The sequence below is a fragment of the Paenibacillus sp. MDV22-iso6 genome, assembly GCF_058408365.1.
In genome coordinates, this window is the sequence record NZ_JBZVDZ010000005.1 from 84,693 (window position 1) to 110,910 (window position 26,218).

Below are 26,218 nucleotides of genomic sequence, written 5' to 3' on the forward strand. Positions count from 1 at the left end.
AAGTTCTTCGAAGTTATTCCCCTTCACCAACAAGATGGATTTTGAAATGATCCTTCTTAGCCGTTCCTTCCTTTTTCACCACAAAGCTACACCAAGAAACGATGTCGCTTTCAATTTCAAAAAAATACCGCACCCAGTCACTTGACATCATTATACATGATTAAAAACAAAAAAAACAAGTCACTCTCTCGTTAACCTCTACGTTTGCCTCCAGTTGTGAAAAGAAACCTAACAATCATCGTCAAAAAAAAGAACCGCCTCCTCTTAAATGAGGAACGGTTCTTCTGCAATTTCTATGGGTTTATAAAAGTTAACAAATCAGTTCAATATCGTATTATTGCTAGTTGAACAAGGCACGAATAAAACCTTGCTCATCCTCTGTTGCGGCTATAAGCGGAAGGCGAACAGATCCGACGTTCAGACCGCGCAATGTCAAAGCGTATTTCACCGCTACAGGGTTCGGTAAAGGCTGCGGGCACTCGAATAGACCTTTGAACACCGGAAACAGCTTCTGATGTATCTGAGCCGCCTGTACAGGTGCACCACCGAAGTATGAATCAATCATTTGTTTCATCTCAGCGCCTACCACATGGCTAGCAACACTAACGATCCCGTAAGCACCTACAGCAATGGCTGGCAAGCCAGAAGCATCGTCACCGGAATACACCCTGAAATGTCCCGGTGCACTCGCAGCAATCTGCGTGACTTGCTCCAACGATACACATTCCTTCGTAGCTACAATGTTAGGAATCTGTGCCAAACGAAGCGTTGTTGCAGCCGAAAGGCTGGCTGCTGTACGTCCAGGAACGTTATACAACATAATCGGCAGTTTCGTCGCGTTCGCGATCGCTTCAAAGTGTCTAAACATTCCCTCTTGACTTGGTTTGTTGTAATAAGGGACAACCAGCAAAACACCATCTACACCAGCACGTTCAGCGTCCTGTGTCAGATGGATTGAATGAGCGGTGTTATTGCTACCCGTTCCAGCAATGATTTTGCACCGTCCAGCCGCATGTTTTACTGCGAATTCGAATAGTTCTACTTTTTCTTTGTCGCTAAGCGTGGGAGATTCTCCAGTTGTTCCTGAAATAACAAGCGTCTCTGACTTTTGATCTTCAATCAAATAGTCTATCAGACGTGCAGTTTCCTCCCAATGGATCCCCCCTTGTTCGTTGAACGGAGTGACCATTGCTGTAATCAATCTTCCAAAGTCCAATTCGATTCCTCCTTCAAAACAGGTCCGGCTCCGCTGACTTCAAAGTACTACAAGTGAAGTTCGAATGAGGCGTGAAGCGCCCTCAGAGCTTGAACCATATCTTCTTTTTTCACAAGTACCCAAATCGTTGTATTGGAATCTGCAGATTGCAGGATCTGGATGTCCGCCAGTGTCAAGGATTCCACGATCCGTGCCATAATGCCTGGCACTCCGTTGATCCCTCCGCCGATGACGGAAACTTTGGCACATCCGGAAAGACTTTGCGGTTTAAGACCAATTTCCTGCAGTACCTGTATAGCTTTCTCGGAATCACTATCGAAAACGGTATAGACAACTCCCAGGGGGGTAACATTAATAAAATCTACGCTTATCGAATTTTCAGCCATCGTTTTGAACACTTTTAGCTGCAAACGATCTGCACCGCCCGGCACTTCCACCGTTATTTGCGTAACATTACTTACATAGGCAATCCCTGTTACATATCGGTCGACAATGCCTGTCTGCACATCCTGGAATCCTTCTGGATGCGTTACCAGCGTCCCTTCACTATCTGCAAAGGTAGACCGTACACGCACTGGAATCTGGGATTGCATTGCAATCTCGACTGCACGCGGATGAATTACCTTGGCTCCTTGATGGGCCATATTACATATCTCGGCATAACTCACAACAGTCAACGGACGAGCGTCCTCCACGATACGTGGATCTGCTGTCAGTATCCCATTTACATCTGTGTATATGTCCACCATCTCAGCGTGTAAAGCTGCACCAAGAGCTGTGGCTGACGTATCACTTCCTCCACGACCAAGGGTAGTAAAGTCACCATTCTCGGTCTGCCCCTGGAACCCCGTAACAATGACAACACGCCCACTCTGTAGCTGCTCCAGCACACGAACAGGACGGACATCCAAAATTCGGGCATTCCCGAAATTGTCGTCCGTCACAAAACCTGCTTGTGCACCGGTCAGCACTGTAGTTGGAATGCCTTCATGTTCGAGCAGACTGCTCAAAGTCGTCGCAGAAATAATTTCACCACAGCACAGCAGTAAATCCTTTTCGCGTGCGGAGAGTGCATTTCCGTTCTGTGCAGCCCAGTCCAATAACGTATCAGTCGCATAAGGCTCACCGCGGCGCCCCATCGCTGACACAACAATGACCAGACTCATTCCTGCTTCAAGTTCACGTTTAACATGACGGAGCACATGCTCTCTCGCCTGAACGGTAGAGAGAGATGTACCTCCGAATTTCTGTACCATGATGCGCATCTTTATTCCTCCATTTGTGTACGCATGAAGACTGGACACGGGTCAATCAACAAATGGATCACCCTAGGGAGCGTTCCGATGCGATAATTTCAGCATTTTATACGGCATTTCATGCCGCTCCTCATCAAAGATTAGTGAAACAATCCCATATGAAGGCCGCGGTTGTTATCGAGATCATGACGCACACGTTCCCCGTGCACTGATCCCGCTTGCCTAACCTTATCGTTGCAAGCAGGAATTCCCTTTTAATGAAAGGAACGTGGACACAGGTAGCTGTTTATACCAGCATAACGTCCCTCATGATTTTCTTTGTCTCTCGAACCATCTTCATTTCTTCAAGCGAATAACCGTTATCCCCGTAACTAAGTCTGTACAGAACCATGTCTATAACAAACTAATGTTACGGCGGACCCAAGAACTATCAAGCCTGTGCAGAGCGCTGCACAATCATTGGCTGTAACTGTTTGCCTTCAAGCGCACTCCAGCATGCCTCCGGAATGAGCTCCATTTTGGCCACTAACGAGTTCGGTTTTTTCACTGGATCATCCTGCCCAAATGGCACAAAATACAAATATTTGGCCACCAGCAGTTTGGCGATGTTCGCAGCATTCAACCCAAGGCCGTCATTGGTGGAAATCGCGAGTACCAGCGGACGCTGATTTCGCATCTGAGCTTTGGCTGCCATTAAAACCGGACTGTCCGTCATCGCGTTAGCCAGCTTACTCGTCGTGTTGCCTGTGCATGGAGCAATTACGAGCACATCGAGCAACTTGGAAGGACCTAACGGCTCTGCCTCAACAATTGTAGAAATGATATCATTCCCCGTTATATCTTTCAACTGTTTTTGCCAATTTTGCGCGGTCCCAAAGCGTGTATCCGTAGTCAGAACCGAATTGGAAATAATCGGGACAACATTGGCACCTTCGGTTACGAAGCGGCTAATCACCGGCATAACCTCTTCAAACGTACAATGAGAACCTGTAATTGCGTAACCTACCGTTTTTCCCTGCCAGTTCATTGTTCAACCTCCCGTGCGTTTTGTTCTTCCAAAAGCAAACGGATTAAGACGTCGGCAATAATGCCGCCAGCCGTTTTGGGAGCAACAATGCCGGGGAGGCCAGGCGCAAGTAGCGCTTTGATACCGCGTTTTTCGGCATACCGGAAATCACAGCCGCCAGGAGCGGATGCGAGGTCGATAATGACTGCTTTTTGCGGCATTTTGGACAGGATTTGTGCTGTGATTATCATAGTCGGTATCGTATTAAAAAGCAAGTCAACTTCCCCGGTTTGAGCGGCCAAATCCGTTGTCATGAAAGGCTTCCAGCCCATTATGGCTGCTCGAGCAGCATCCTCTTCGCGCCTGATTCCCACCCGTACATTTGCCCCAAGTCCCTGAAGCGTTTTGGCCATTGTGAAACCTGTTCGACCCAATCCAAGCACAATGCATTCCGAGCCGTGGATCGTGAAGTCCGTCTCCCGAATCGCCATGGCAATGGCGCCTTCAGCTGTCGGAATGGAGTTGTAGAGCGCGATGTCATCACGATCGAGTACTTCAACAAGCCGTAGACCATTTTCCCGGCACAAATCACGTAAAAAAGGCTTCGCCATACCTGTGAACACAATACAATGCTCCGGCAATGCCGCAACATGTTCCTTTTTCAGAAAAATCGGTGTATCACTGAACGAAGTGCTCACTTTCCCCTGATCATCACACCCGACCACAGGAAGCACCAGCACATCTGCCGAAGCAAATACATCGTCCTCCAATTCCTGGTGTTCGATACCCGGAATGGAACGCTCCAGCTTGTCGAAGCCCACCACACTTACCGTAGCATCCAGCTCTGCGCATTTTTGAATGACTTCAAGCTGCCGCGCATCTCCGCCCAGGACTATAATCCGGACACCGGTCAGCATCGGGACGTCACTCCTTTCACCACATGTATGCCTTATCGTATGCAGTGGCCCACAGGGGGGTGAAACATTAAAATTGAAGCATGCAAAGAAAAAATTATCTCTATCGTTCAAAAAAAGAAAAAAGAGCCGCCCCCTCGGGGACGACTCTTCGAGAACATGCTCAGTAAATTAAACTGTGAAGCTCTTATTACAGAAGATGCTCTTATTTACAGCTTGGTTTCGAATCCTTTATTTCCCGGTATGACCGAATCCGCCTTCTCCACGTACAGTTTCCGACAGTTCAGCTACCTCTGTTAATTCAACTGCTGGAACAGTTTGAAAGACGATTTGGGCAATACGCTCCCCACGTACAATCGTGAATGGCTCCTGACCCAGATTGATCAGAAGGACCTTAACTTCCCCGCGATAATCGGCATCAATGGTGCCCGGTGTGTTCAGACACGTAATCCCATGTTTGAAAGCCAGACCGCTACGAGGGCGAACCTGTGCCTCCAATCCAGCTGGCATAGCCATCGCGAGTCCCGTAGGAATCAACGTACGCTGTCCCGGCTGCAATACAACCTCTTCTTGTAATGCCGCAACTACATCAAAGCCGGAGGCCAGCTCTGACATTTTTTGAGGCAACTTAATATCTTCATTGCCCGGTAACTTTTGAATTTGAACGTAATGCAACAAAATCATCCCTTCTTAATCCAGCGATCGTACGATCCGAAGCACCGACCATAGCGAGCGCAAATGGCTCGGCAAACATCAGGTCCAGCACAGCATCGACATCGTCCATCGTTACTTCTTCAATTTTGGCAATCATTTCGTCCAGCGTGTGGTGTCTGCCCAGCATCAGCTCGTTTTTGCCCAGACGGTTCATGCGGCTGCCCGTGCTTTCCAAACTGAGGATCAAACTGCCTTTCAGCTGTTCTTTTCCTTTGCGCAGCTCATCTTCTGACAATCCATTTACAGCCAGATCGTTCAGAACTTCTTTGGTCAGATCCAGAACTTCTTTCGTCTGTTTCGGCGCTGTACCTGCATAGATGGTGAAGAGTCCACTATCCGCATGGGAACTATGATACGAATAAACGGAATAAGCAAGGCCGCGCTTCTCCCGAATTTCCTGGAACAGTCTGGAGCTCATACCTCCGCCAATCGCATTATTCAGCACGACCATCGCGAACTGAAGCGGATCTCCGATCTTACATCCCGGGAATGAGATACAGATATGATTCTGTTCCGTTTTCTTTTTGTGAAAGAGTTGTCCGCTCTGGAATGCAGGCAGCGTGACTTGTTCAGATACACCATTGACATCAAAAGCACCAAAATGCTTTTCCATCAAATCGATCACACTGTCATCAATATTCCCTGCAATACTAATAACGGTATTCTCAATCGTATAGTGCTCCTTCATATATGCACGCAGATGGCTGGAGTCCATCGCCTTGAGACGCTCTTCAGTACCCAGAATTGGGTAAGCGAGCGGATGCTCACCATAGGCGGCCAAAGCCATAAGATCATGCACCATGTCATCCGGTGTATCCTCATACATCGATATTTCTTCCAGAATGACATTTTTCTCCTTAAGCAGTTCACCATCATCCATTTTAGAGCGGAAGAACATATCGGATAACACATCGACAGCTATTGGCAGATGTTCATCCAATACTTTGGCGTAATAACAAGTGTATTCTTTCGAAGTGAACGCATTCACGTTACCACCAATGGCATCGAATTGCTCCGCAATCGCTTTGGCATCATAACGATCCGTTCCTTTGAACAGCATGTGCTCAATAAAGTGTGACACTCCGTTGCTTGCAGGCTGCTCATTGCGAGAACCTGTCTTGACCCATATTCCAAATGACACGGAACGACAGGTCGGAATCTGTTCCATGACAACTCTGAGGCCATTGCCCAGCTGAATTTTTTTCACGGTTGGCCCTCCTACATCTCTATAATTGCCTGGATTTCAACGCGAAATTGAAATCGACATTTGGTTCCAACTGTTTGATAGTAACAAAAAAACATCATTCACTCAACCGCTGATCCCTTCACGCGCTCGGATGACAACGTTTCGCTAACGGTTCCAAGCGTCAAACCCTTGGCCCGTATGGAATCAATCATTCCTTTTAAAGCTCCTGAAGAAGCAGCCGTGGGGTGCATCAGAATTAATGTACCGGCTTCTACGTTTTTGGCGATCTTGGCTACAACAGAAGCAGAACTTGGTTTGCGCCAATCCACCGTATCCAGTGTCCAAAGTACCGTTTGTAGTCCCATGCCGGAAGCAATGTCGACTGTTTGTTGATTAAAATCACCGGAAGGTGGAGCAAACCATTGGTTCTCCACACCCAATTTTTCTTTGAGCAGGTCCTGGGTTTTACTGATTTCCAGCTTGGCTCGCTCCGTACTCAACCGACTCATATTCGGATGTGAGTATGCATGATTTGATAACTCATGTCCACGCTTTTGGATCTCTTTAGCCAGTTCTTCGTTTTTGCTCAACCAGCTTCCATCCAGAAAAAAAGTAGCTTTGACTTTTTCGGCGTCAAGCGTATCTAGTATCGGGATAATGAATTCATTGCCCCACGCTACATTAATCATGAAAGACACCATTGGTTTCTCGGCATTCCCCCGGTAAATCGGGTGTGCACCCAAATCTTTAAGCTGGATTTCAGGTACAGTCTGCCGATAGACATACGCTATCTTAGTATTCAGCGTCCCACCAAGTGCTTTGCGATACGTGGCTTCCACATCAATTTCTATTCCGTTATACCCGGGTATCGCTTTCCAGACCCGATCCACTCTGGCATTTACCGGAGCGATTTTCGTTTCGGCCGCTTTATCCCGGATCGCCGACAACAGCTGATCTTCTCCGGTTGCCTCTTTGAACATATCAAATGCATTTTGCGTGCCTGGCCCATCACGGATTTCCGTAATGTATGTACGTACACTGCCCACTTGTCCGACCAGTATGACAGCTGCCATACCTACCAGAACAGCCGCCAGCTTTTTGGATTGGTTTCCCACAGCTCCATCCTCCCGCCGTCTTTGTCCCCATCATATGAGGACAAGTGCAAGAATATGAATAAAACAAGCTGTTCATGTAAAGTATCTTCAAAGCTGGATTCAGAGGCCGTATGGGTAGACAATCGATTTCATAAAGGTATTTAAACGTTAAAAAAAGAGCCAGAAATTCACATTCTGTCTCTTCATTCAATCTATCTTTTCAAAAAAATGATGGCACGCAGCCTATGATTGAGCTGGAGCTTCGGCAGTCAATACGGCTTTGCGGGACAAGTTGATACGGCCTTGTGGGTCAATTTCCGTTACTTTTACCGTAATGGAATCACCAATGGCAACAACATCTTCCACTTTAGCGACACGCTCTGTGGACAATTGTGAGATGTGTACCAGACCTTCTTTGTTCGGCAGCACTTCAACAAATGCACCAAACTTCTCAACACGTTTTACTTTACCTACATAAATCTCGCCGACCAGTACTTCACGTACGATGCCTTCGATAATCGATTTGGCTTTATCATTCATCTCTTGGTTGGAAGAAGCGATAAAGACACGTCCATCTTGTTCAATATCAATTTTAACACCGGTTTCCTCGATGATTTTATTGATAATTTTACCACCTGCACCGATAACATCACGGATTTTGTCCGGATTGATATGCATGGTTGTAATTTTAGGTGCATATTGTGACAACTGCTCACGTGGAGTTTTCATCACTTCGGTCATTTTGCTCAAGATGTGCATACGACCTTCTTTGGCTTGAGCCAATGCTTCGGACAAAATTTGACGATCAATACCATCAATTTTGATATCCATTTGAATAGCTGTTACACCATCAGGTGTTCCTGCTACTTTGAAGTCCATGTCACCAAGGTGATCTTCCATACCTTGAATATCACTCAGGATAGATACATGATCTCCGTCTTTGATCAGACCCATAGCTACACCCGCTACTGGAGCTTTGATTGGTACACCTGCATCCATCATAGCCAATGTGCTGGCACAGATACTTGCCTGGGAAGTTGAACCGTTGGATTCCAATACTTCGGATACCAGACGAATTGTGTATGGGAAGTCTGTTTCGGAAGGAATTACTTTGGAAAGAGCACGCTCACCTAGAGCACCATGTCCGATTTCGCGACGGCCTGGAGCACGCAATGGACGAGCTTCACCTACGCTGAACGGTGGGAAGTTATAGTGATGCATGAAACGTTTCGTTTCTTCAAGACTGATTCCGTCCAAAATTTGAACATCACCCAATGCACCAAGTGTACAAATGCTGAGCGCCTGTGTTTGTCCACGAGTGAACAGACCTGAACCGTGAGTACGTGGCAGCAGGGAAGTATCACATTCAATTGGACGGATCTCAGCGAGTCCACGTCCATCCGGACGAACTTTATCATGTGTGATAAGGCGGCGCACTTCTTCTTTAACGATATCGTGCAGCACTTCTTTCACATCTTTGAGCAGTTCTGGAGTCTCAATATACTTCTCTTCGAAGTGAGCAACGGTTTCGTCATTCACAAGATCGATTGCATCCTGACGCGCATGTTTTTCAGCAATTTTAACAGCTTCAACCAGACGAGCACTGGCGAACTCACGTACACTGCTGTTAACTTCAGCATTAACGGCATGCAATTTCACAGCCATTTTTTCTTTACCAGCCACTTGTACGAGTTGTTCGATGACTGCAACAATGTTCTTAATCTCGTCATGTCCGAACATGATTGCTTCCAGCATTACTTCTTCCGGAACTTCGTTCGCTTCCGCTTCAACCATCATGATGGCATCTTTGGTTCCTGCTACAACGAGTTCAATCTCACTTACCTCTAGCTGTGCAATCGTTGGGTTGATGATGAACTCACCATTAATACGTCCAACTTTTACGCCACCAATCGGTCCGCTAAATGGAACATCCGAAATGCTCAGTGCAGCCGATGTACCTATCATGGCAGCAATTTGCGGTTCGCAGTCCTGATCCACACTCATAACGATATTCAGAACTTGTACATCATTACGGAAACCTTCCGGGAACAAAGGACGAATCGGACGGTCTGTCAAACGGCTCGAAAGAATCGCTTTCTCACTTGGTCTGCCTTCACGTTTAATAAATCCACCTGGGATTTTACCTACGGCATACAATCTTTCTTCATAGTTTACCGTTAATGGGAAAAAGTCCAGATCTTTAGGCTCACTTGATGCTGTCACGGTACACAATACAACGGTATCCCCGTACGTTACCTTAACGGCAGCATTAGCCTGCTTGGCCAAACGCCCTGTTTCAAGCGTAAGCGTTCTTCCACCAAGCTGCATTTCAACACGCTGTTCCATGAAATCCCTCCTTTTATTCGTTCCTAACACAATGGATTCTGCATTTTCACAGTATTTCCTGCTTGTCCTGCATTCATTAACTGCACAGCAACATGCTCACTTGCAAAACAAAAGCTCCTTGCGGAGCCATCAGCTACAAATATATGGCAACATGTTCATCTACAAAACAACCCGGCTGTAAGCTCCGCTTGTCCTTTTAGACAAAGGAATGACGGATAACAGCCAGGTTGATTTTGAAAACATGTACGATAATTAACGACGCAATCCGAGTTTTTCGATCAGTGCGCTGTAACGTTTAACATCTTTGTTTTTCACGTAAGCCAAAAGCTTACGACGTTGACCTACCATTTTCAAAAGTCCACGACGTGAGTGGTGGTCTTTCTTGTGTGTACGCAAGTGGTCTGTCAAACTTCTGATGTTTTCCGTAAGGATAGCAACTTGCACCTCAGGTGATCCAGTATCGGACTCATGAGTTTTGTGCTCGTCGATCAGTTGTTGTTTACGTTCTTGAGTCAATGCCATCCTATTCACCTCCTTCATTATAATCGCCATTAGCCTCGTCACCGCCGGTGAGAGCAAGTAACCAAGCCAAGGTTATGTGTTGTCTCAAACGACAACGTAGTACATTATATCATAGTTGCCCAGACAAAGTAAATGTAAACATGTATTTTGTCCTGAGCCTTACGATAATAGGCGGGCGGCGGTTAATGCATCTTCACGAATCTGACTGATCAAAGCATCAATCGAGTCAAATTTTCGCTCTGCACGAATGTAGTGAACGAGATCAACCTTTAATTCCTGGTCATATATCTGCCCATCAAAATCAAGCAAGTGCACCTCAAACGTAGGTTTCATCCCGTTTTCGTGAAAGGTAGGTTTCACACCAAGGTTCATGACGCCACGCAGTTCTTGCTCCCCATACTGCACACGAACAGCGTAAACACCTTTCGCTGGCGTAACATAATGATCCGTAAGTTCAAGGTTAGCGGTAGGGAAACCAATGGTCCGCCCACGCTTCTCTCCATGAATTACGATTCCCCTGATGCTGTAAGGTCGTCCGAGCCATTGACTGGCTTCGTCCATTTCTCCACGCTTCAACAGGCCACGAATGAGAGAACTGCTTACCTTCTCGCCATTTAACAGGAATGGAGGCACAGTCTCCACCGTCATTTCGCCTTCTCCCAATGTGCGAAGAAGCTGCTCATCCCCTGCTCCCTTGTGACCGAAGCGGAAGTCAAAACCAACTACCGCTGTTCGAGTCTGAAGCGGAAGCAGCAGATCATGTGCGAATTGCTGCGGCGTCAACCTTGAGAACTCCTCATTGAATTCGACCACGTAGAGCACGTCTACACCCATCCCTGCCAGGATGTCTTCTTTATCTCTCAAGGGAGTTAGATAACCCTCGTAATCCCCTTTGCGCATAACTTCCTTCGGATGAGGATGAAAGGTCATCACCGCTGCCTGCATGCCCGTTTCGCGTGCAATGCGGACAGCTGACAAAATGACACTTGCATGTCCGAGATGCAGCCCGTCAAATTGACCGATCGCGAGCACTTGGGGATGTGTGCCCTGAACAGCCGATTGTAACGTCTGCGGATAGGTTAGCATTACGGTTTTCACAATCATTCACCTGCATTTCACTTGATAGGCCAGGCTTGAGTACCACCACTCAAACCAGGAACCTCTTTATTCCGGCAAAAAGACTTTAACAGCTCTCACCGTTGCTTTCAATTCATCCCGCTCAAATATCCCCAGAAACGTCCCATCCTGATCATATAACCGCAGTAGACCAGGTTGTTCTGCAGGCGGTTCGAGCAAACGCGCCGATAATTTCTGGCCCTGAAGTGCTCCCTTGGTCTGATCCGCACCCACCGTATGAGCCGGAATGGAAGAGATGGCTTCATCAACCGGAATCAACACCTCGGCTAACGTTCCATCGATCATGCGTTGTTCCACTTCTTCAAAATGAAGGCAATGATCAGCAGAAATCCCAGCCGATATCGTACGCTCCAGGTGTAGCATGGTGGACGGATATCCCAATTTTTTGCCGATATCCACGCATAATGTTCGAATGTATGTCCCTTTGGAACATAAAGCACGGAACGATATATCCGTAGTGTCGCCTTGATTCTCAATCCCTGTCAATTCCAGCTCATAGATCGTAACTTCCCGACTCTTGCGCTCTACCGTTTTTCCTTCACGAGCTAACTCGTAAAGACGTTTCCCATCCACTTTGACTGCAGAATACATAGGTGGAACCTGTGAGATGGTGCCCAGGAATTGCTCCAGCACCTGCTGAACCTGCTCCTGTGTCACCTTAACAGCCGTCTCCGACCGCTCAATAACTTCACCTGTCATATCCTCCGTGTCAGTAGACAGACCCAGTCGTAGCGTTGCCAGGTATTCCTTGGGAAGCTCCTGCATGTACTCCACCACACGTGTTGCCCGTCCTAGGCAAAGCGGTAGTACGCCAGTAACTTGCGGGTCCAATGTGCCTGTATGACCAATACGTTTCATTTTGAGAATGCGACGCATTTTGGCCACAACATCATGAGAAGTAAATCCCGCTGGTTTATACACCGGAAGTACACCTTCAAATGGTTTTACCATTGAGCATTCACCTGCTTCAGCACTAGTTCCACGATATCTTTCAACTTGCCCTCTACGCGACATCCAGCTGCGAGTACATGTCCGCCTCCACCAAAGTTCTGTGCAAGCGAGGCAACATCAACTTTACCAGCTGACCGGAGAGATACTTTCACCGCATTGTCATTGATTACTTTAAAAAAGATGCCCACTTCCACACCTTGAATGTTACGTGGGTAATTGACTACCCCTTCAAGATCTTCATTAGCTGCACCACAAGCAATCATGTCTTCAGGTGTAATGACCACCCAGGCAATCTTGCCATCGTCAGTCATTTGCAGGCTTGAGAGTGCCTGGTTCAATATACGGACTTGTGGGAGCGTAACCTGCTCAAGCAAAATCTGTGCAAGATAAGGTCCATCCACACCATGTTCAAGCAATTTGGATGCAGTGGTCATCACATTAGGACTCGTATTCGCATAGCGGAATCCACCTGTATCTGTTAGCAATCCTGTATAGACTGCTGTAGCCACATCTTTATTCAACTTCACTGGGAAAAGATTGAGGAAATCAAACAGAATTTCAGCCGTTGCTGCTGCGTCTGGCTTAATGATGTTTACTGTTCCATACGCGTCATTGGTCGGATGATGATCAATATTTAAAATGACAGCATCTTCTTCGAAATAATGACGAGTCAGGCCTACCCTGGAAAAGTCTGCACAATCCACACAGATAATCGCTTTATATTTCCGCGCTGGTGGTTGTTCGGTCATGTTCACGATCTTGCCAGCTTCCCACAGAAAATTCATGCGTTGTGGAATTTCACCTTCATTAATCATCGTGAATGTCTTGCCCAGACATGACAGCAGCCAGCCCACCGTTACCGTCGAGCTGACTGCGTCACCGTCCGGCTGTACATGCGACACGACCAGGTAATCATCATGCTCCAGCAGAAATTGCTTTCCGTCCTGAAGCGCCTGTTCATAAGTGTGCATTGCCGTCTCCTTTATTCTGTTACTGGGATTCGTTCTTGTCGGTACCGATATCACCAAGCAGCTTCTCAATTCGGCTGCCATATGCAATAGATTCGTCAATCTTGAATATCAACTCGGGAACATGTCGAAAACGGATACGCTTGCCCAGTTCTGAACGCAAAAATCCATTTGCTTTTGCCAGCGCTTTAAGCGAATTATCCTTTTGTTCCTGTTCACCGAAGACACTCAGATAAACTTTGGCTTGCGACAAGTCGCCTGTCACTTCGACTCCCGTTACGGTAATAAAGCCGATACGAGGATCTTTCAGTTCAGACTGGATAAGCAGACTTAATTCTTTCTTGATCTGCTCGCCCACTCTACCTGTACGAATCTTAGCCATTGTTGTTCACCTCATGCTTCCTTGCTTATCGTTGTACTGTCTCCATAATGAAGGCTTCGATAACGTCGCCTTCTTTGAGATCATTGTATTTATCCAGCGTGATACCGCACTCGTAACCTTGGGCTACTTCTTTGGCATCATCTTTATAACGTTTCAGGGAATCCAGCTTGCCTTCGTAAAGGACGATGCCATCACGAATCAGACGTGCTTCCGCGGAACGCGTAATTTTACCGGAGGTAACCATACATCCAGCAATGGTACCGACTTTACTAATGGAGAACGTGCTACGAACTTCAGCATGACCGATTACTTTTTCTTTGTAAATCGGATCAAGCATACCTTTCATCGCTTGTTCAATTTCTTCGATAACGCTGTAGATAACGCGATGCAGACGAATGTCTACTTGCTCTTGATCTGCAGTCGCTTTCGCCTGATTATCAGGACGAACGTTGAAACCAATCACGATGGCATTGGATGCTGCAGCCAAAATGATGTCAGACTCTGTGATTGCACCAGCGCCGCTATGAATGATTTTCACGCGTACACCTTCAACTTCGATCTTCGCAAGGGAACCTTTCAATGCTTCAACCGAACCTTGTACGTCACCTTTGATGATTACGTTCAGATCTTTGATTTCACCGTCTTTGATGTGCTGGAACAGATCGTCCAATGTCACACGTGTATTTGTACCCAAATCGGATTCACGTTGTGTAATGGCACGTTTGTCGGCGATAGAACGCGCTTTACGCTCATCTTCAAACACCATAAACGGATCTCCCGCACCTGGAACTTCAGTCAGACCAGTAATTTCTACAGGTGTTGAAGGTCCAGCTTCTTTTAAACGGCGACCTTTGTCATTTACCATCGCACGTACGCGACCGAAGCAGTTACCTGCAACAAAAGCATCTCCGACTTTCAGTGTACCGTGCTGTACGAGAATACGGGCAACTGGGCCACGTCCTTTATCCAGCTCGGCTTCGATCACTGTACCACGGGCACGTTTGTCCGGGTTTGCTTTGTACTCATTCACTTCTGCAACGAGCAGGATCATTTCAAGCAGACCTTCTAGACCGATTCTTTGTTTCGCCGAAACGTTAACAAAGATGGTGTCGCCGCCCCACTCTTCCGGAACGAGTTCATAGTTGGTCAATTCTTGTTTTACTTTATCCGCATCTGCACCCGGCTTGTCAATTTTGTTGACAGCTACGATAATTGGCAGCCCAGCAGCTTTGGCATGGTTAATCGCCTCAACGGTTTGTGGCATAACACCATCATCTGCAGCTACAACAATAATTGTAATATCCGTAACCTGTGCTCCACGTGCACGCATAGCAGTAAACGCTTCGTGACCTGGTGTATCTAGGAACGTAATTTTTTTGTTGTTAATTTCAACTTGATAAGCACCGATATGCTGCGTGATACCGCCTGCTTCTCCGCCCGTTACATTTGTTGAACGAATCGCATCAAGCAATGTTGTTTTACCATGGTCAACGTGACCCATGATCGTAACTACCGGAGGACGAGACTGCAAATCAGCAGGATCATCATTCTCTTCAAGTGTTTCGAAGCGGTCATCTTCAAGGACAATTTTCACTTCAACCTCAACACCGAACTCTCCAGCAAGCAGCAGGATTGTTTCGATATCAAGCTCTTGGTTAATCGTTGCCATTACACCCATCGCAATGAGTTTTTTGATAACTTCGGAAGCATCTTTATGGAGCAACTTCGCTGTTTCACCAACAGTCATGTCACCACGTACGATGATTTTCTTAGGTGTGTTATCAATTTTCTCACGTTGTTGGTACTGTTGTTGATTTCTGTTGCGATTGTTCTTACCGCCACGATTACCGCGGAAGTTGCCGCCACGGTTATCGTCATAACGACGTCCACCGCCACCGCTGTTCGAACGGTTGCCGCTATTATTGTTGCTGTTGCCGGAATTACCTTGGCCGCCTCTGCGTTGGCCTTGTCCTGAGCTCTGTCCTTGGCCACCAGTACGGTTGCCGCCAGTGCCAGTGTTGCCACTGCTAGTCGGTCCTGCGCTTCTTGTTTGACCGCCACCGCTATTCGATGGACGTTGACCTGTACTTTGCGGACGGGATGCTGTACTGCTTTGTCCACCTTGAGCTGGTCTTGGACGATTACTTGATTGTCCTCCTTGGCTTGAGCCTTGGGAAGAGTTCGTTCTGTTGCGGCTGTCTTGGCCGCTAGGTCTTTGGGAGCCATTGTTATTGTTGGAATTTGGTCTATTGTTCATACCTACCTGCTTTTCCTGTTGTATTTTTGTTTGTACGGGACTACCGGATGGGTTACTGCTATTCGGCGTGTTCACTCCGCCGGCCGGCTTGTTGCTGTCCACTGTTTTGTCACTGCGCACTGACGAAGTAGCAACGGATTTTGCTTCGTTACTTTGTTTGGAAGCGGCAGTGGATTTTATATCTTTAAAAAATTGTTCCACCTTACCGACTGAACCATTCTCCATGACACTCATATGATTGTTTACGGGAATATCCAGCTTTTTAAGAATGGTTATAATTTCTTTACTACTCATATTGAGGGACTTCGCATATTCATAAACTCGCAATTTATCCTTGTTTTCCTGTTTACTCAATATACTCCACCTCCGACATTATACCGACTTGCTTGGAGATCATTTTTGCAAACCCTCGATCCGTTACTGCAAGAACAACCCGCGTTTCTTTACCGATACTTGAACCCAGACTATCCCGGTCAAATCCGATCACCAGTGGAACTTTATATGTCCCGCATTTGTCGCGAAATTTCTTTTGTGTATTGGCCGAGGCGTCACCCGCAACAATAACCATTTTAGCTTCGGAAGAACGGATCGCTTTAAGTACAATTTCTTCACCTGTCACAAGTTTGCCTGCACGCATGGAGAGTCCCAGATAAGACAATGTTTTATTATTCATCATGTTCACGCTCCTGTGCTGCTATGAATTCGTCCTCTACCGCAACGAAATCAGCTGCCAATTGCTCATAAATTTCCGGTGAGACTTTGCCCTTTAGCGCCCGATCCAAAGACCGGTTTTTGAGTGCAAGCTTAAAACAGGACTCTTTGCCGCATAAATAAGCACCACGTCCGGACTTTTTGCCAGTCAAATCGATCAGCACTTCATCCTCTGGCGTTTTAACGATACGGATCAGCTGCTTTTTGGGCATCATTTCCTGACACGCCACACATTTGCGCAGCGGTACTTTTTTAGTTTTCATACGTTAGCGCCCCCCCGTGCTTTACTTTAGTCGACGGAGACGGAATCTTGGTGCATTTCCGAAGAAGAATCTTTCTCTCTGCCGAATTCCTGTTCCGCCTGGCTCTCGCTCTTAATGTCGATTTTCCAGCCGGTCAGTTTGGCTGCCAATCGGGCATTTTGGCCTTTAATCCCAATGGCGAGGGACAGCTGATAGTCAGGAACAATAACCCGAGCCATCTTTTCTTCCTCGAATACTTGAACTTCCAATACTTTGGAAGGACTAAGTGCATTAGCCACATATTCGTCTACCTGATCGGAGAAACGAACGATGTCAATTTTTTCACCGCGCAGCTCACCCACAATGGTCTGCACGCGGATTCCCTTAGGACCTACACATGATCCAACCGGATCAACTTCCTCATTGCGGGAATGAACAGCAATCTTGGAGCGGAAGCCCGCTTCACGTGCGACGGAGCGAATCTCAACCACACCATCGAAAATTTCAGGTACTTCCAGTTCAAAGAGACGTTTCAACAAGCCCGGATGTGTACGGGACAAAATGATTTGCGGCCCTTTGGTCGTATTCTCGACCTTGGTGATGTAAGCTTTAATACGGTCACCATGAACAAACTTCTCGTTCGGCATCAATTCGGTCAGCGGCAATGCCGCTTCGATTTTGCCCAGATCGATGTAGATATTGCGCAAATCCTGACGCTGCACCACTCCCGTAACGATATCTTCTTCCTTATCAACGAAAGCGTTGTAGATCAGGCCGCGTTCGGCTTCACGAATCCGCTGGGTCACTACCTGTTTGGCAGTTTGTGCGGCGATACGTCCGAAATCACGCGGCGTAACTTCAATCTCCGCAATATCTTCCAGCTGGAAGTGTGGGTTGATCTCGCGTGCAGCAGGCAATGAAATTTCGGTACGTGAATCCAGGACTTCTTCCACGATCAATTTGCGGGCATACACCCGGATAACACCCGTATTGCGGTTCATGTCAACACGCACATTCTGGGCGGTGTTGAAATTACGCTTGTAGCTGGAGATGAGTGCTGCCTCGATCGCTTCAAACAGCACGTCCTTGCTGATCCCTTTTTCCCGCTCCAATTCATTCATTGCTTCAATAAAATCCATACTCATGAATGTTGATCCCCCTTTCAAACATGGCATCTCATACGTAAAACGGCGAAAGGCTCTAGACTCATGAGCACCTTGCCGTTATCGTGAGATGTGTCTTTTTTCATTAATAAGTGAACAAGGCACTTAAAACAGAATGGCCAGGCGCGCACTCGCAACCTTGTCATAAAGAATGGCATGCTGTTTCTTGCCTGCTTCGATCACAAGTTCCCCGTCATCAAAGGAAAGCAGCTTGCCTTCAAATTCCTTTATTCCATTTACCGGCTCGTAGGTTGTAACAAATACATTTTTACCTACGGATTTGGCAACGTCCTCTGGTTTTTTCAGTGGACGCTCCGCACCGGGAGAAGACACTTCAAGGAAATAGATGGTCGGAATCGGATCGTTCTCATCCAGCTTGGCGCTTAGCTTTTCGCTGATCAAGACACAATCATCGATGTCGATGCCACCCTCTTTGTCGACATACACCCGTAAAAACCAGTTGCTGCCTTCTTTGACGTATTCGATGTCAACCAGCTCGAAGCCTTGTTCGTTCAAGTAGGGTTGGATCATTTCTTCCACGGTAGATTTAATGTTCGTTGTGCTCAAAACCGATAACCTCCAACTTAGGTTACACCAGCAAATAATGACTGGCAATTTCTTCATTACCCAAGATTCTTGTATACCAAAGACTAAAGAGTGGGTTTCCCCACTCTTTAGAAATTCGTACTATCTCGTTCACTTCAAAAATTATAACATAGTCTGGTAATAGTGACAAGTAAGCGATCACTCAGCCATTTTAACCACTAATGAAGAAAAATTTACGTAATCACATCAAAGACCATAAATGGGTACTCAAAATGTCATTTTAGAACAAGGATAATTGATTGCTTTCCGGCAAACCGCGGAAGCATCCCATGCTCGTCAGCAATTCAACAATTGTTTTACTTGCTTTGGACTTCTGCTGGAAATCTTCAATCGAAAGGAATTCTCCATGCTCTCTTGCCGCAGCGATATTGCGTGCAGCATTATCCCCGATTCCTCCCAGTGCCGAAAACGGAGGAATAAGTGAATTTCCGTCGACGATAAACTTCGTCGCTTCCGAACGATACAGATCAATCGGTTTGAGCGAGAATCCGCGTGCTGCCATTTCCAATGCCATCTCAAGGACAGGCAGCATATTTTTTTCTTTTGGCGGTGCCTGAAAACCTAATTGTTCAATCTCTACGATCTTCCGATAGATAGGCTCATAGCCCTGACATACCAGTTCAATGTCAAACTCATCCGCACGAACTGTGAAGTATGTTGCGTAGTATTCAATTGGGTGATACAGCTTAAAGAAAGCTGTACGTACTGCAGAGATAACGTAAGCGGCCGCGTGGGCCTTTGGAAACATGTACTGGATTTTAAGACAGGAATCAATGTACCATTGCGGCACTTTGCAGTTTTTCATCTCATCAATCCATTCTTGCGGCAAACCACGTCCCTTACGCACACTCTCCGTAATTTTAAAGGCAAGACTGGCGTCCATGCCCGCTTTATAGATCAAGAACAACATGATATCATCCCGGCAACCAATCACCGTTTTGATGTTACAAGTTCCATTTTTAATTAGATCTTGTGCGTTACCAAGCCATACCCCCGTACCATGAGACAATCCAGAGATCTGGAGTAGATCGGCAAAAGACGAAGGCTGGGACTCGATAAGCATCTGACGTACAAACTTCGTCCCCATCTCTGGTACACCAAAAGTGGCAACTGGTGAACGAATCTGCTCTGGCGTAACGCCGAGTGCCTCGGTAGAGTTGAACATGCTCATAACCTTAGGATCATTCATCGGAATGGTCGTTGGATCGATACCTGTCAAATCCTGCAGCATCCGCATCATGGTTGGATCATCGTGCCCCAGAATATCGAGTTTTAGCAAGTTCTCTTCAAAGGCGTGATAGTCAAAGTGTGTTGTTTTCCACTCCGCATTAACGTCATCCGCCGGGAATTGTACAGGCGTTACATCTTCCACTTCAATATAATCCGGTACAACAACAATACCACCGGGATGCTGTCCTGTACTACGTTTAACTCCGGTACAACCGGAGGCCAAACGGTTCAGTTCTGCTCCGCGCCATTTCTTATGATGTTCTTCCTCATATTTTTTGGCAAAACCAAATGCTGTTTTCTCAGCTACCGTACCAATTGTGCCCGCACGGAACACACTCTTTTCGCTGAAAAGCACCTTCGTATAGTTGTGGGCATGCGGTTGATAATCACCCGAGAAGTTCAAGTCAATATCGGGAACCTTGTCCCCTTTAAAGCCAAGGAAAGTCTCAAACGGAATATCCTGTCCTTCGCCTTTTAACCGGCCTCCACAATCAGGGCATTCTTTCTCAGGAAGGTCAAATCCACTCGGCACACTGCCGTCGAGGAACCACTCACTGTGCTTACACTCCGGATTCACACAAATATAGTGTGCTGGCAACGGATTAACCTCGGATATGCCTAGGAAAGTAGCAACTACAGACGAACCAACCGATCCCCGGGAGCCTACTAGGTAGCCGTCCTGATTCGATTTTTTAACCAAACGTTCTGAGATCAGATAGTTGGCAGAAAAACCGTATTTGATGATTGGATTCAATTCTTTCTCCAGTCGTGCCACAATGACTTCCGGTAGTTCCTCACCATAAATCGACTTGGCAGTATTATAGCAGGTATTACGGATTTCATCGTCCGCACCTTCCAGAATCGGGGTGAACAGCTTGTCCGGGAACAACTTGATTTCCTCGAACCGATCCGCCAATTCAACCGTATTCGTAACAACGACTTCGAAGGCTTTATCTTGGCCCAGGTACTGGAACTCTTCCAGCATTTCATCCGTCGTTCTTAGGTGAGCATCCGGTTTACGTTGATCTTTGAGTGGGCTGAACCCTGTAATTCCGTGAATGGTGATATCCCGATATAGCTTATCGCGCGGCTCCAGATAATGCACGTTACCTGTGGCTATTACCGGTTTCCCCAATTTTTGACCAATGTCAACAACTTTACGAACAGCGAGCTTCAATTCCTCTGGTGTAGCCACCAGCCCTTTGTCCACCAAATGCATATACATTGTCAGAGGCTGGATTTCCAGAATGTCATAGAAATGCGCTATCTCTTCCGCCTCTTCAAGCGATTTGTTTAGCACAGCCTCGAAAAACTCACCTTTTTCACAACCGGATAAAATAATGAGACCTTCACGCAAATTGATCAGCTTCGACTTTGGAATACAAGGCACCCGTTTGAAATGCTCCGTATGGGAAAGTGATACCAGTTTATAAAGATTCTTTTTACCAACATCATTCAAAGCATAGATGCCGCAATGGAATGGACGCGTGTTAGAGAGATCAACTCCGACATAATCGTTAAGCCGATCAAGCATGGTCAGGCCTTTCATCTGGGCGGCATCATTAACCAATCCATTCAGTATACCTGCGAGCGCAATCGTATCATCAATCGCCCGGTGATGACTTTCCAGTGCTACTTTATATTTATCCGCCAGCGTATTCAGACGGTGGTTCTTCATTTTTGGATATAACAACCGTGCCAATTCCAACGTATCGAGGACAGGGTTCAGAAGCTCAGGCATACCAAGCTGTTTCAGCGAAGCCTGAATAAAGCCCATATCGAATCGCGCATTATGCGCAACCAATACGCCATCTCCGGCAAACTTCACAAAATCACGGATAACCGGTTCTAGCTCAGGTGCATCCTTCACCATTTCATCGTTAATGTTAGTCAACTGCTGAATGTTATATGGGATGCGCTCATGCGGATTTACAAACGTAGCAAAGCGGTCAATTTCTTTACCGTCCTCTACCTTCACAGCCGCAATTTCGATAATCTTGTTCTGGGTTACAGACAGACCTGTGGTCTCAATATCAAAGACGATATATGTCGCTGATTTGAGTTCCAATGGCTGTGGTGCCAGTACAACAGCAACTGAATCGTTCACCACATTGGCCTCAAGGCCGTAGATCATTTTAATTCCGTTTTTCTTGGCCGCTTTGGATGCCTCCGGATACACCTGCACACCGCCATGATCACTTACGGCGATAGCCTTGTGTCCCCATTCCGCTGCAGTTTTTACGTATTTGTCGATCGAAGTTACGGCATCCATTGTACTCATTGTGGAGTGCAAATGGAACTCAACCCGTTTCTCAGCTGCATTATCCTTACGGGATGGTGGTGCCTTTACTTCTACCAAGTCTGAAGGAATCATGGCAAGTTCCGGAATTTGCATAAACCGGTCGTATTCTACACGGCCACGCACTTTCACCCATTTTCCATTGGCCAGTAGGCTCAGGATTTTGACATCCTCTTTTGTTTTGGCAAACATCTTCATTTGCATGGAATCCGTGAAATCCGTCAGATAAAAAGTAAACAACGTATTCCCGTTCCGCAACTCCTTGCGATCCAGACCGAAGACCGTTCCCTGCAACGTAACCTTTTTCTCTTCATCCTGAATTTCCTGCATAGGTACAGGTGGTTCCTTGATCTCATATCCCATCTGTAAACGAACATCGCCCTGTTCTTCCTCTTCAGGCATTTCGGAGTCCACTTCACTCATCATCTGTTCGATAACTTGAAGCTCTTCTTCCCGCTTCTTGAGCTGGAATTGTTCCATTGCCTCTTTGTTGCTTTCAACCTCACCAACCAGCAATTTGACCCGCAAGGGAAGTTGAAAATACTTATCGTAAAAAGTAGTTATAGCCTGATCGATCTGCTTCTTCTTCGCGAGCTCCATCGACATGGCATCACTCATAGTCAATTGCAGCAGATCCGCTTCACATTCGAACTTGGTACGATTCATCCAACCATTAACAGATGGAATCTCCCGTGTAACCCACTCAAGGAACAAGTTCCAATACTCACTGACAATATCACCAATCTCGACCTGCTCACTATATTTGAAACCAAACGTAATCTTGGAAATATGATTCATTTTCTCCTGAATGTGCAGGCAAAATGTTCGATAGATTGGAGCAGGAACCAAGGTATCCTTTGCAATCACAATAGTCCAGTCGCGGTTGCTACGGCTTGTCTCCACCCGTTCAATCCATCCATCCAAAAAGTAGGGCTCTATTAGGCCAGCTGGAAGCTCCGTCTGTTTCATCAACAACTCAAATCGTTTTCTCTTCTCCTCGAATCCACTCATCGTGTTCCTCCTTGTACCCCCTTAAAACAGGAAAAGCCTCTGCATTCAAAAATGTCCCCGATCCGAACCCGCACCGACTCATTTTATCCGACAGAAGCTCTCCATTCCTTACTCTTACGGTGAATAAGTGCCGTTAGTCAGGTTATCCTGACTTAATACGCTCTTGCAAACACTACCGTGTGTTTCGCTTGTTCACCACAAGCCAAGCACGTATGCTTTTCTTCCGCAGGCTGGAACGGAATGTTCCGGCTTGTTGCACCTGTTACTTCTCTTACTTTATCTTCGCAAGCTTCTGAACCGCACCATCCAGCCAGTGTGAACCCACGTTTGTTCTCCATCAGTTCCTTCATCTCATCAAGCGTATCTACAGAGTAGAAGTTGTCCGACATAAACGTGCGAGCACGTTGCAGCATATCGGCTTGCACTTGAGTCAGCATAGTCTGGATTTCTTCCACCAGATTTGCTTGTTCAACGACTTTCTTCTCTCCCGTAATCCGGGAAACGAGAACACACACACCGTTCTCCATATCACGCGGGCCAATTTCGAGACGAATCGGAACACCACGCATCTCATATTCGTTGAATTTCCAGCCTGGACGAACATCACTGCGATCATCCATTTTCACACGAATTCCCGCTTGTTTCAGTTCAGCGAACAACTCGTCCGCACGGCCTACAACGGCATCACGTGTTTTTGGCGGTCCAATTGGAATCATGACCACTTGTGTTGGTGCAACTTTAGGAGGAAGAACCAGACCACGGTCATCCCCGTGAACCATGATTAACGCACCGATCAGACGTGTGCTTGTTCCCCATGAAGTGGTGTGAGCCAGTTCCAACACATTGTTGCGGCTAAGATACTGGATCTCAAATGCTTTTGCAAAATTCGTACCCATATAATGAGAAGTTCCGGCTTGTACCGCACGTCCATCCTTCATCATCGCTTCGATGGAGAAGGTGTCTACAGCACCTGCAAATTTCTCGGATTTTGTTTTCTGACCTGTAATGACGGGAATCGCCAGATATTCTTCCACAACTTCGCGGTAGATTTCAAGCATTTTCATCGTCTCTTCACGTGCTTCTTCTTCTGTCTCATGCGCCGTATGGCCCTCTTGCCACAAGAACTCGGTTGTGCGAAGGAAAGGCAGTGTTCTCTTCTCCCAGCGAACCACGTTCGCCCATTGGTTGATCAGCACCGGCAAGTCACGATACGACTTAATCCACTTGGAGTACATGTGACCAATGATGGTTTCCGAGGTTGGGCGGATCGCCAGACGCTCTTCCAGCTTTTCTCCGCCGGCTTCCGTTACCCAAGGCAATTCGGGATTGAAGCCTTCAACATGTTCTTTTTCTTTTTGGAAAAAGCTCTCGGGAATGAACATAGGGAAGTAGGCATTACGATGACCCGTTTCACGGAAACGACGGTCCATCTCATCCTTGATATGCTCCCAGATTTCGAAACCGTCTGGTTTGAAAACAATACAACCGCGTACGGGTGAATAGTCCATGAGATCAGCTTTTTTAATAACATCAATGTACCAGCGTGAGAAATCCTCGCCCTGAGGTGTAATTTCAGTCACGAACTGTTTATCATTTTCCTTTGACATAAGACTCCAGCGTCCTCCCATAACGACTATCTCTGAATAGTCAGAGCGTAGTCAAACCATAATTATCCGTTAATTAATCGTAATATATCATTGTATGTTACTGCTAGCATCAGTACAAACAACATCGCGAAGCCGACAAAATGAACCATGCCTTCCCGGTTGGGGTCAACAGGTCTGCCTCGCAGACCTTCAATTCCGAGGAATACAAGACGGCTTCCGTCTAGCGCAGGAATCGGCAACAGGTTGAAAATACCGAGGTACAGACTCAGAATAGCTGCCCATCTCGTCAACTGTTCAATACCCTGCTTCGCAATTTGGCCTGTTACTTCAAAAGTACGCACAGGACCACCAATATCATCCATGTTAAACTGATTGATCAAATGTTTGAAGCCTTCAAAGATTACTCTGGTTGTATCGACCATCGCTATCCCTGACACTTTAAAGGTTTCTACAAATCCAACAGATCGGGTTGGCAGTGTTGGCACAATTCCGACTTTACCGCCTTCTTGACCTTCTACTGCACGAGGTGTGATCGTTATATTAAACGTTTCATTCCCCCGACGCAGTGTCCATTCCATCGGTTTGTCTTTGGAATCGGCAATCATCGTCACCATTTTTTGCGAATCCGTACCAATAGCAGTACCATTGATCGTCTCAATGATATCTCCCTTTTGCAAATTCGCCTGGTAGGCAGCTCCACCTTCAAGCACTTCACCAATTTCCAGATTTTTCGGATTCTCAACTGGAACCCCAGCCATTTGTGCATAGACTGCAAATAAAACAAATGCCAGGATGAAATTCATGAGTGGTCCGGCAAAAATCGCCATTGCCCGCTGACCCACCGTTTTACTGCCAAATTGGCGATCTTTCGGTGCAATCTGGGTTTGTTTTCCACGACTAACCAACATCGCTTGCGGATGTATCCGGTACTGCTGAATTTCACCATCCACATCGAGTTGCAATTTCAATGCATTCTCCATATCAATAGAGATCACTTCACCACGAATTACATTTTTGCGATTATCCAATTGATCGAGGTAGATCATTTTGACTTGGTCATCAGCCGACCTTACTGCAATGGTCTGACCTTCTTGAATTTCTACCAGTTCCGGGTCTTCCCCAGCCATACGTGCATATCCGCCAAAAGGCAGCAAACGCAGTGTGAACTGGGTCTCGTTTCTTTTATATGAGAACAATTTGGGACCAAAACCGATCGCAAATTCCCGTACAAGAATACCGGCGCGTTTGGCAAAATAATAATGTCCCCATTCATGAACCGTCACGATGACAAAGAACATGAGCACCGTTAGAAATACCACTTGTATGGTTTCCAATCCCTATCCATCCTCCTTCACGGCACGAACCGCAGTCTGTCCCTTTAGATTATCATTATTCTCTGA

21 protein-coding genes are annotated in these 26,218 nt (G+C 46.6%); all 21 read right to left on the bottom strand.

What is annotated here, in order from left to right; translation table 11 throughout:
• Positions 1–340: 340 nt before the first annotated feature.
• Positions 341–1,216, bottom strand: coding sequence for a 4-hydroxy-tetrahydrodipicolinate synthase (gene dapA, locus AC4PM4_RS15405; RefSeq protein ID WP_072732416.1), 876 nt, complete (start codon positions 1,214–1,216; stop codon positions 341–343).
• Positions 1,217–1,263: 47 nt separating this feature from the next.
• Entirely contained in the window at positions 1,264–2,481 is a 1,218-nt protein-coding gene (gene dapG / locus AC4PM4_RS15410) for an aspartate kinase (RefSeq protein ID WP_491614001.1), read from the bottom strand.
• Positions 2,482–2,902: 421 nt separating this feature from the next.
• Complete coding sequence (locus AC4PM4_RS15415) at positions 2,903–3,499, bottom strand: dipicolinate synthase subunit B (protein WP_491614003.1); 597 nt, start codon at positions 3,497–3,499, stop codon at positions 2,903–2,905.
• The gene (gene dpsA / locus AC4PM4_RS15420) at positions 3,496–4,395 is read right to left on the bottom strand and encodes a dipicolinate synthase subunit DpsA (RefSeq protein ID WP_063566370.1); all 900 of its coding nucleotides are present in this window, start codon (positions 4,393–4,395) and stop codon (positions 3,496–3,498) included. Before dpsA ends, AC4PM4_RS15415 begins: the two co-directional genes overlap by 4 nt.
• Positions 4,396–4,623: 228 nt before the next feature.
• Positions 4,624–5,070, bottom strand: coding sequence for a dUTP diphosphatase (gene dut / locus AC4PM4_RS15425; protein ID WP_170867769.1), 447 nt, complete (start codon positions 5,068–5,070; stop codon positions 4,624–4,626).
• Entirely contained in the window at positions 5,030–6,313 is a 1,284-nt protein-coding gene (locus tag AC4PM4_RS15430; protein ID WP_072732415.1) for a M16 family metallopeptidase, read from the bottom strand. The genes dut and AC4PM4_RS15430 overlap by 41 nt, the downstream gene beginning before the upstream one ends.
• Before the next feature lie 98 nt (positions 6,314–6,411).
• Positions 6,412–7,407: a polysaccharide deacetylase family protein gene (locus AC4PM4_RS15435; RefSeq protein WP_491614006.1), complete on the bottom strand. Its 996-nt coding sequence runs from the start codon at positions 7,405–7,407 to the stop codon at positions 6,412–6,414.
• A 222-nt stretch (positions 7,408–7,629) separates the two neighbouring features.
• The gene (gene pnp, locus AC4PM4_RS15440; RefSeq protein ID WP_063566373.1) at positions 7,630–9,732 is read right to left on the bottom strand and encodes a polyribonucleotide nucleotidyltransferase; all 2,103 of its coding nucleotides are present in this window, start codon (positions 9,730–9,732) and stop codon (positions 7,630–7,632) included.
• 252 nt (positions 9,733–9,984) lie between these two features.
• Positions 9,985–10,254, bottom strand: a complete 270-nt coding sequence (gene rpsO, locus AC4PM4_RS15445) for a 30S ribosomal protein S15 (protein WP_056700672.1) — start codon at positions 10,252–10,254, stop codon at positions 9,985–9,987.
• A gap of 159 nt (positions 10,255–10,413) precedes the next feature.
• Positions 10,414–11,352: a bifunctional riboflavin kinase/FAD synthetase gene (locus AC4PM4_RS15450; protein WP_063566432.1), complete on the bottom strand. Its 939-nt coding sequence runs from the start codon at positions 11,350–11,352 to the stop codon at positions 10,414–10,416.
• Between the two features lie 66 nt (positions 11,353–11,418).
• Positions 11,419–12,342, bottom strand: coding sequence for a tRNA pseudouridine(55) synthase TruB (gene truB, locus AC4PM4_RS15455; protein WP_491614010.1), 924 nt, complete (start codon positions 12,340–12,342; stop codon positions 11,419–11,421).
• Positions 12,336–13,313, bottom strand: coding sequence for a DHH family phosphoesterase (locus tag AC4PM4_RS15460; RefSeq protein ID WP_491614012.1), 978 nt, complete (start codon positions 13,311–13,313; stop codon positions 12,336–12,338). Before AC4PM4_RS15460 ends, truB begins: the two co-directional genes overlap by 7 nt.
• Positions 13,314–13,332: 19 nt before the next feature.
• Entirely contained in the window at positions 13,333–13,692 is a 360-nt protein-coding gene (rbfA, locus tag AC4PM4_RS15465) for a 30S ribosome-binding factor RbfA (RefSeq protein ID WP_063566376.1), read from the bottom strand.
• Between the two features lie 25 nt (positions 13,693–13,717).
• Complete coding sequence (infB, locus tag AC4PM4_RS15470) at positions 13,718–16,303, bottom strand: translation initiation factor IF-2 (RefSeq protein WP_063566377.1); 2,586 nt, start codon at positions 16,301–16,303, stop codon at positions 13,718–13,720.
• On the bottom strand, positions 16,296–16,625 hold the full coding sequence (locus AC4PM4_RS15475; RefSeq protein WP_029880929.1) for a YlxQ family RNA-binding protein: 330 nt from the start codon (positions 16,623–16,625) through the stop codon (positions 16,296–16,298). The genes infB and AC4PM4_RS15475 overlap by 8 nt, the downstream gene beginning before the upstream one ends.
• A complete protein-coding gene (gene rnpM, locus AC4PM4_RS15480; RefSeq protein WP_053783828.1) occupies positions 16,615–16,923 on the bottom strand; it encodes an RNase P modulator RnpM in 309 nt (102 codons plus the stop codon). The genes AC4PM4_RS15475 and rnpM overlap by 11 nt, the downstream gene beginning before the upstream one ends.
• A gap of 26 nt (positions 16,924–16,949) precedes the next feature.
• The gene (gene nusA, locus AC4PM4_RS15485) at positions 16,950–18,047 is read right to left on the bottom strand and encodes a transcription termination factor NusA (RefSeq protein WP_063566378.1); all 1,098 of its coding nucleotides are present in this window, start codon (positions 18,045–18,047) and stop codon (positions 16,950–16,952) included.
• 123 nt (positions 18,048–18,170) lie between these two features.
• On the bottom strand, positions 18,171–18,632 hold the full coding sequence (gene rimP / locus AC4PM4_RS15490) for a ribosome maturation factor RimP (RefSeq protein ID WP_062326086.1): 462 nt from the start codon (positions 18,630–18,632) through the stop codon (positions 18,171–18,173).
• A 259-nt stretch (positions 18,633–18,891) separates the two neighbouring features.
• Positions 18,892–23,211 (bottom strand): PolC-type DNA polymerase III, encoded by a 4,320-nt coding sequence (locus AC4PM4_RS15495; RefSeq protein ID WP_491614014.1) that lies wholly within the window; start codon positions 23,209–23,211, stop codon positions 18,892–18,894.
• Positions 23,212–23,363: 152 nt separating this feature from the next.
• Positions 23,364–24,818: a proline--tRNA ligase gene (gene proS, locus AC4PM4_RS15500; RefSeq protein WP_063566380.1), complete on the bottom strand. Its 1,455-nt coding sequence runs from the start codon at positions 24,816–24,818 to the stop codon at positions 23,364–23,366.
• Between the two features lie 62 nt (positions 24,819–24,880).
• Positions 24,881–26,152, bottom strand: a complete 1,272-nt coding sequence (gene rseP / locus AC4PM4_RS15505; protein WP_063566381.1) for an RIP metalloprotease RseP — start codon at positions 26,150–26,152, stop codon at positions 24,881–24,883.
• Positions 26,153–26,218: the final 66 nt, after the last annotated feature.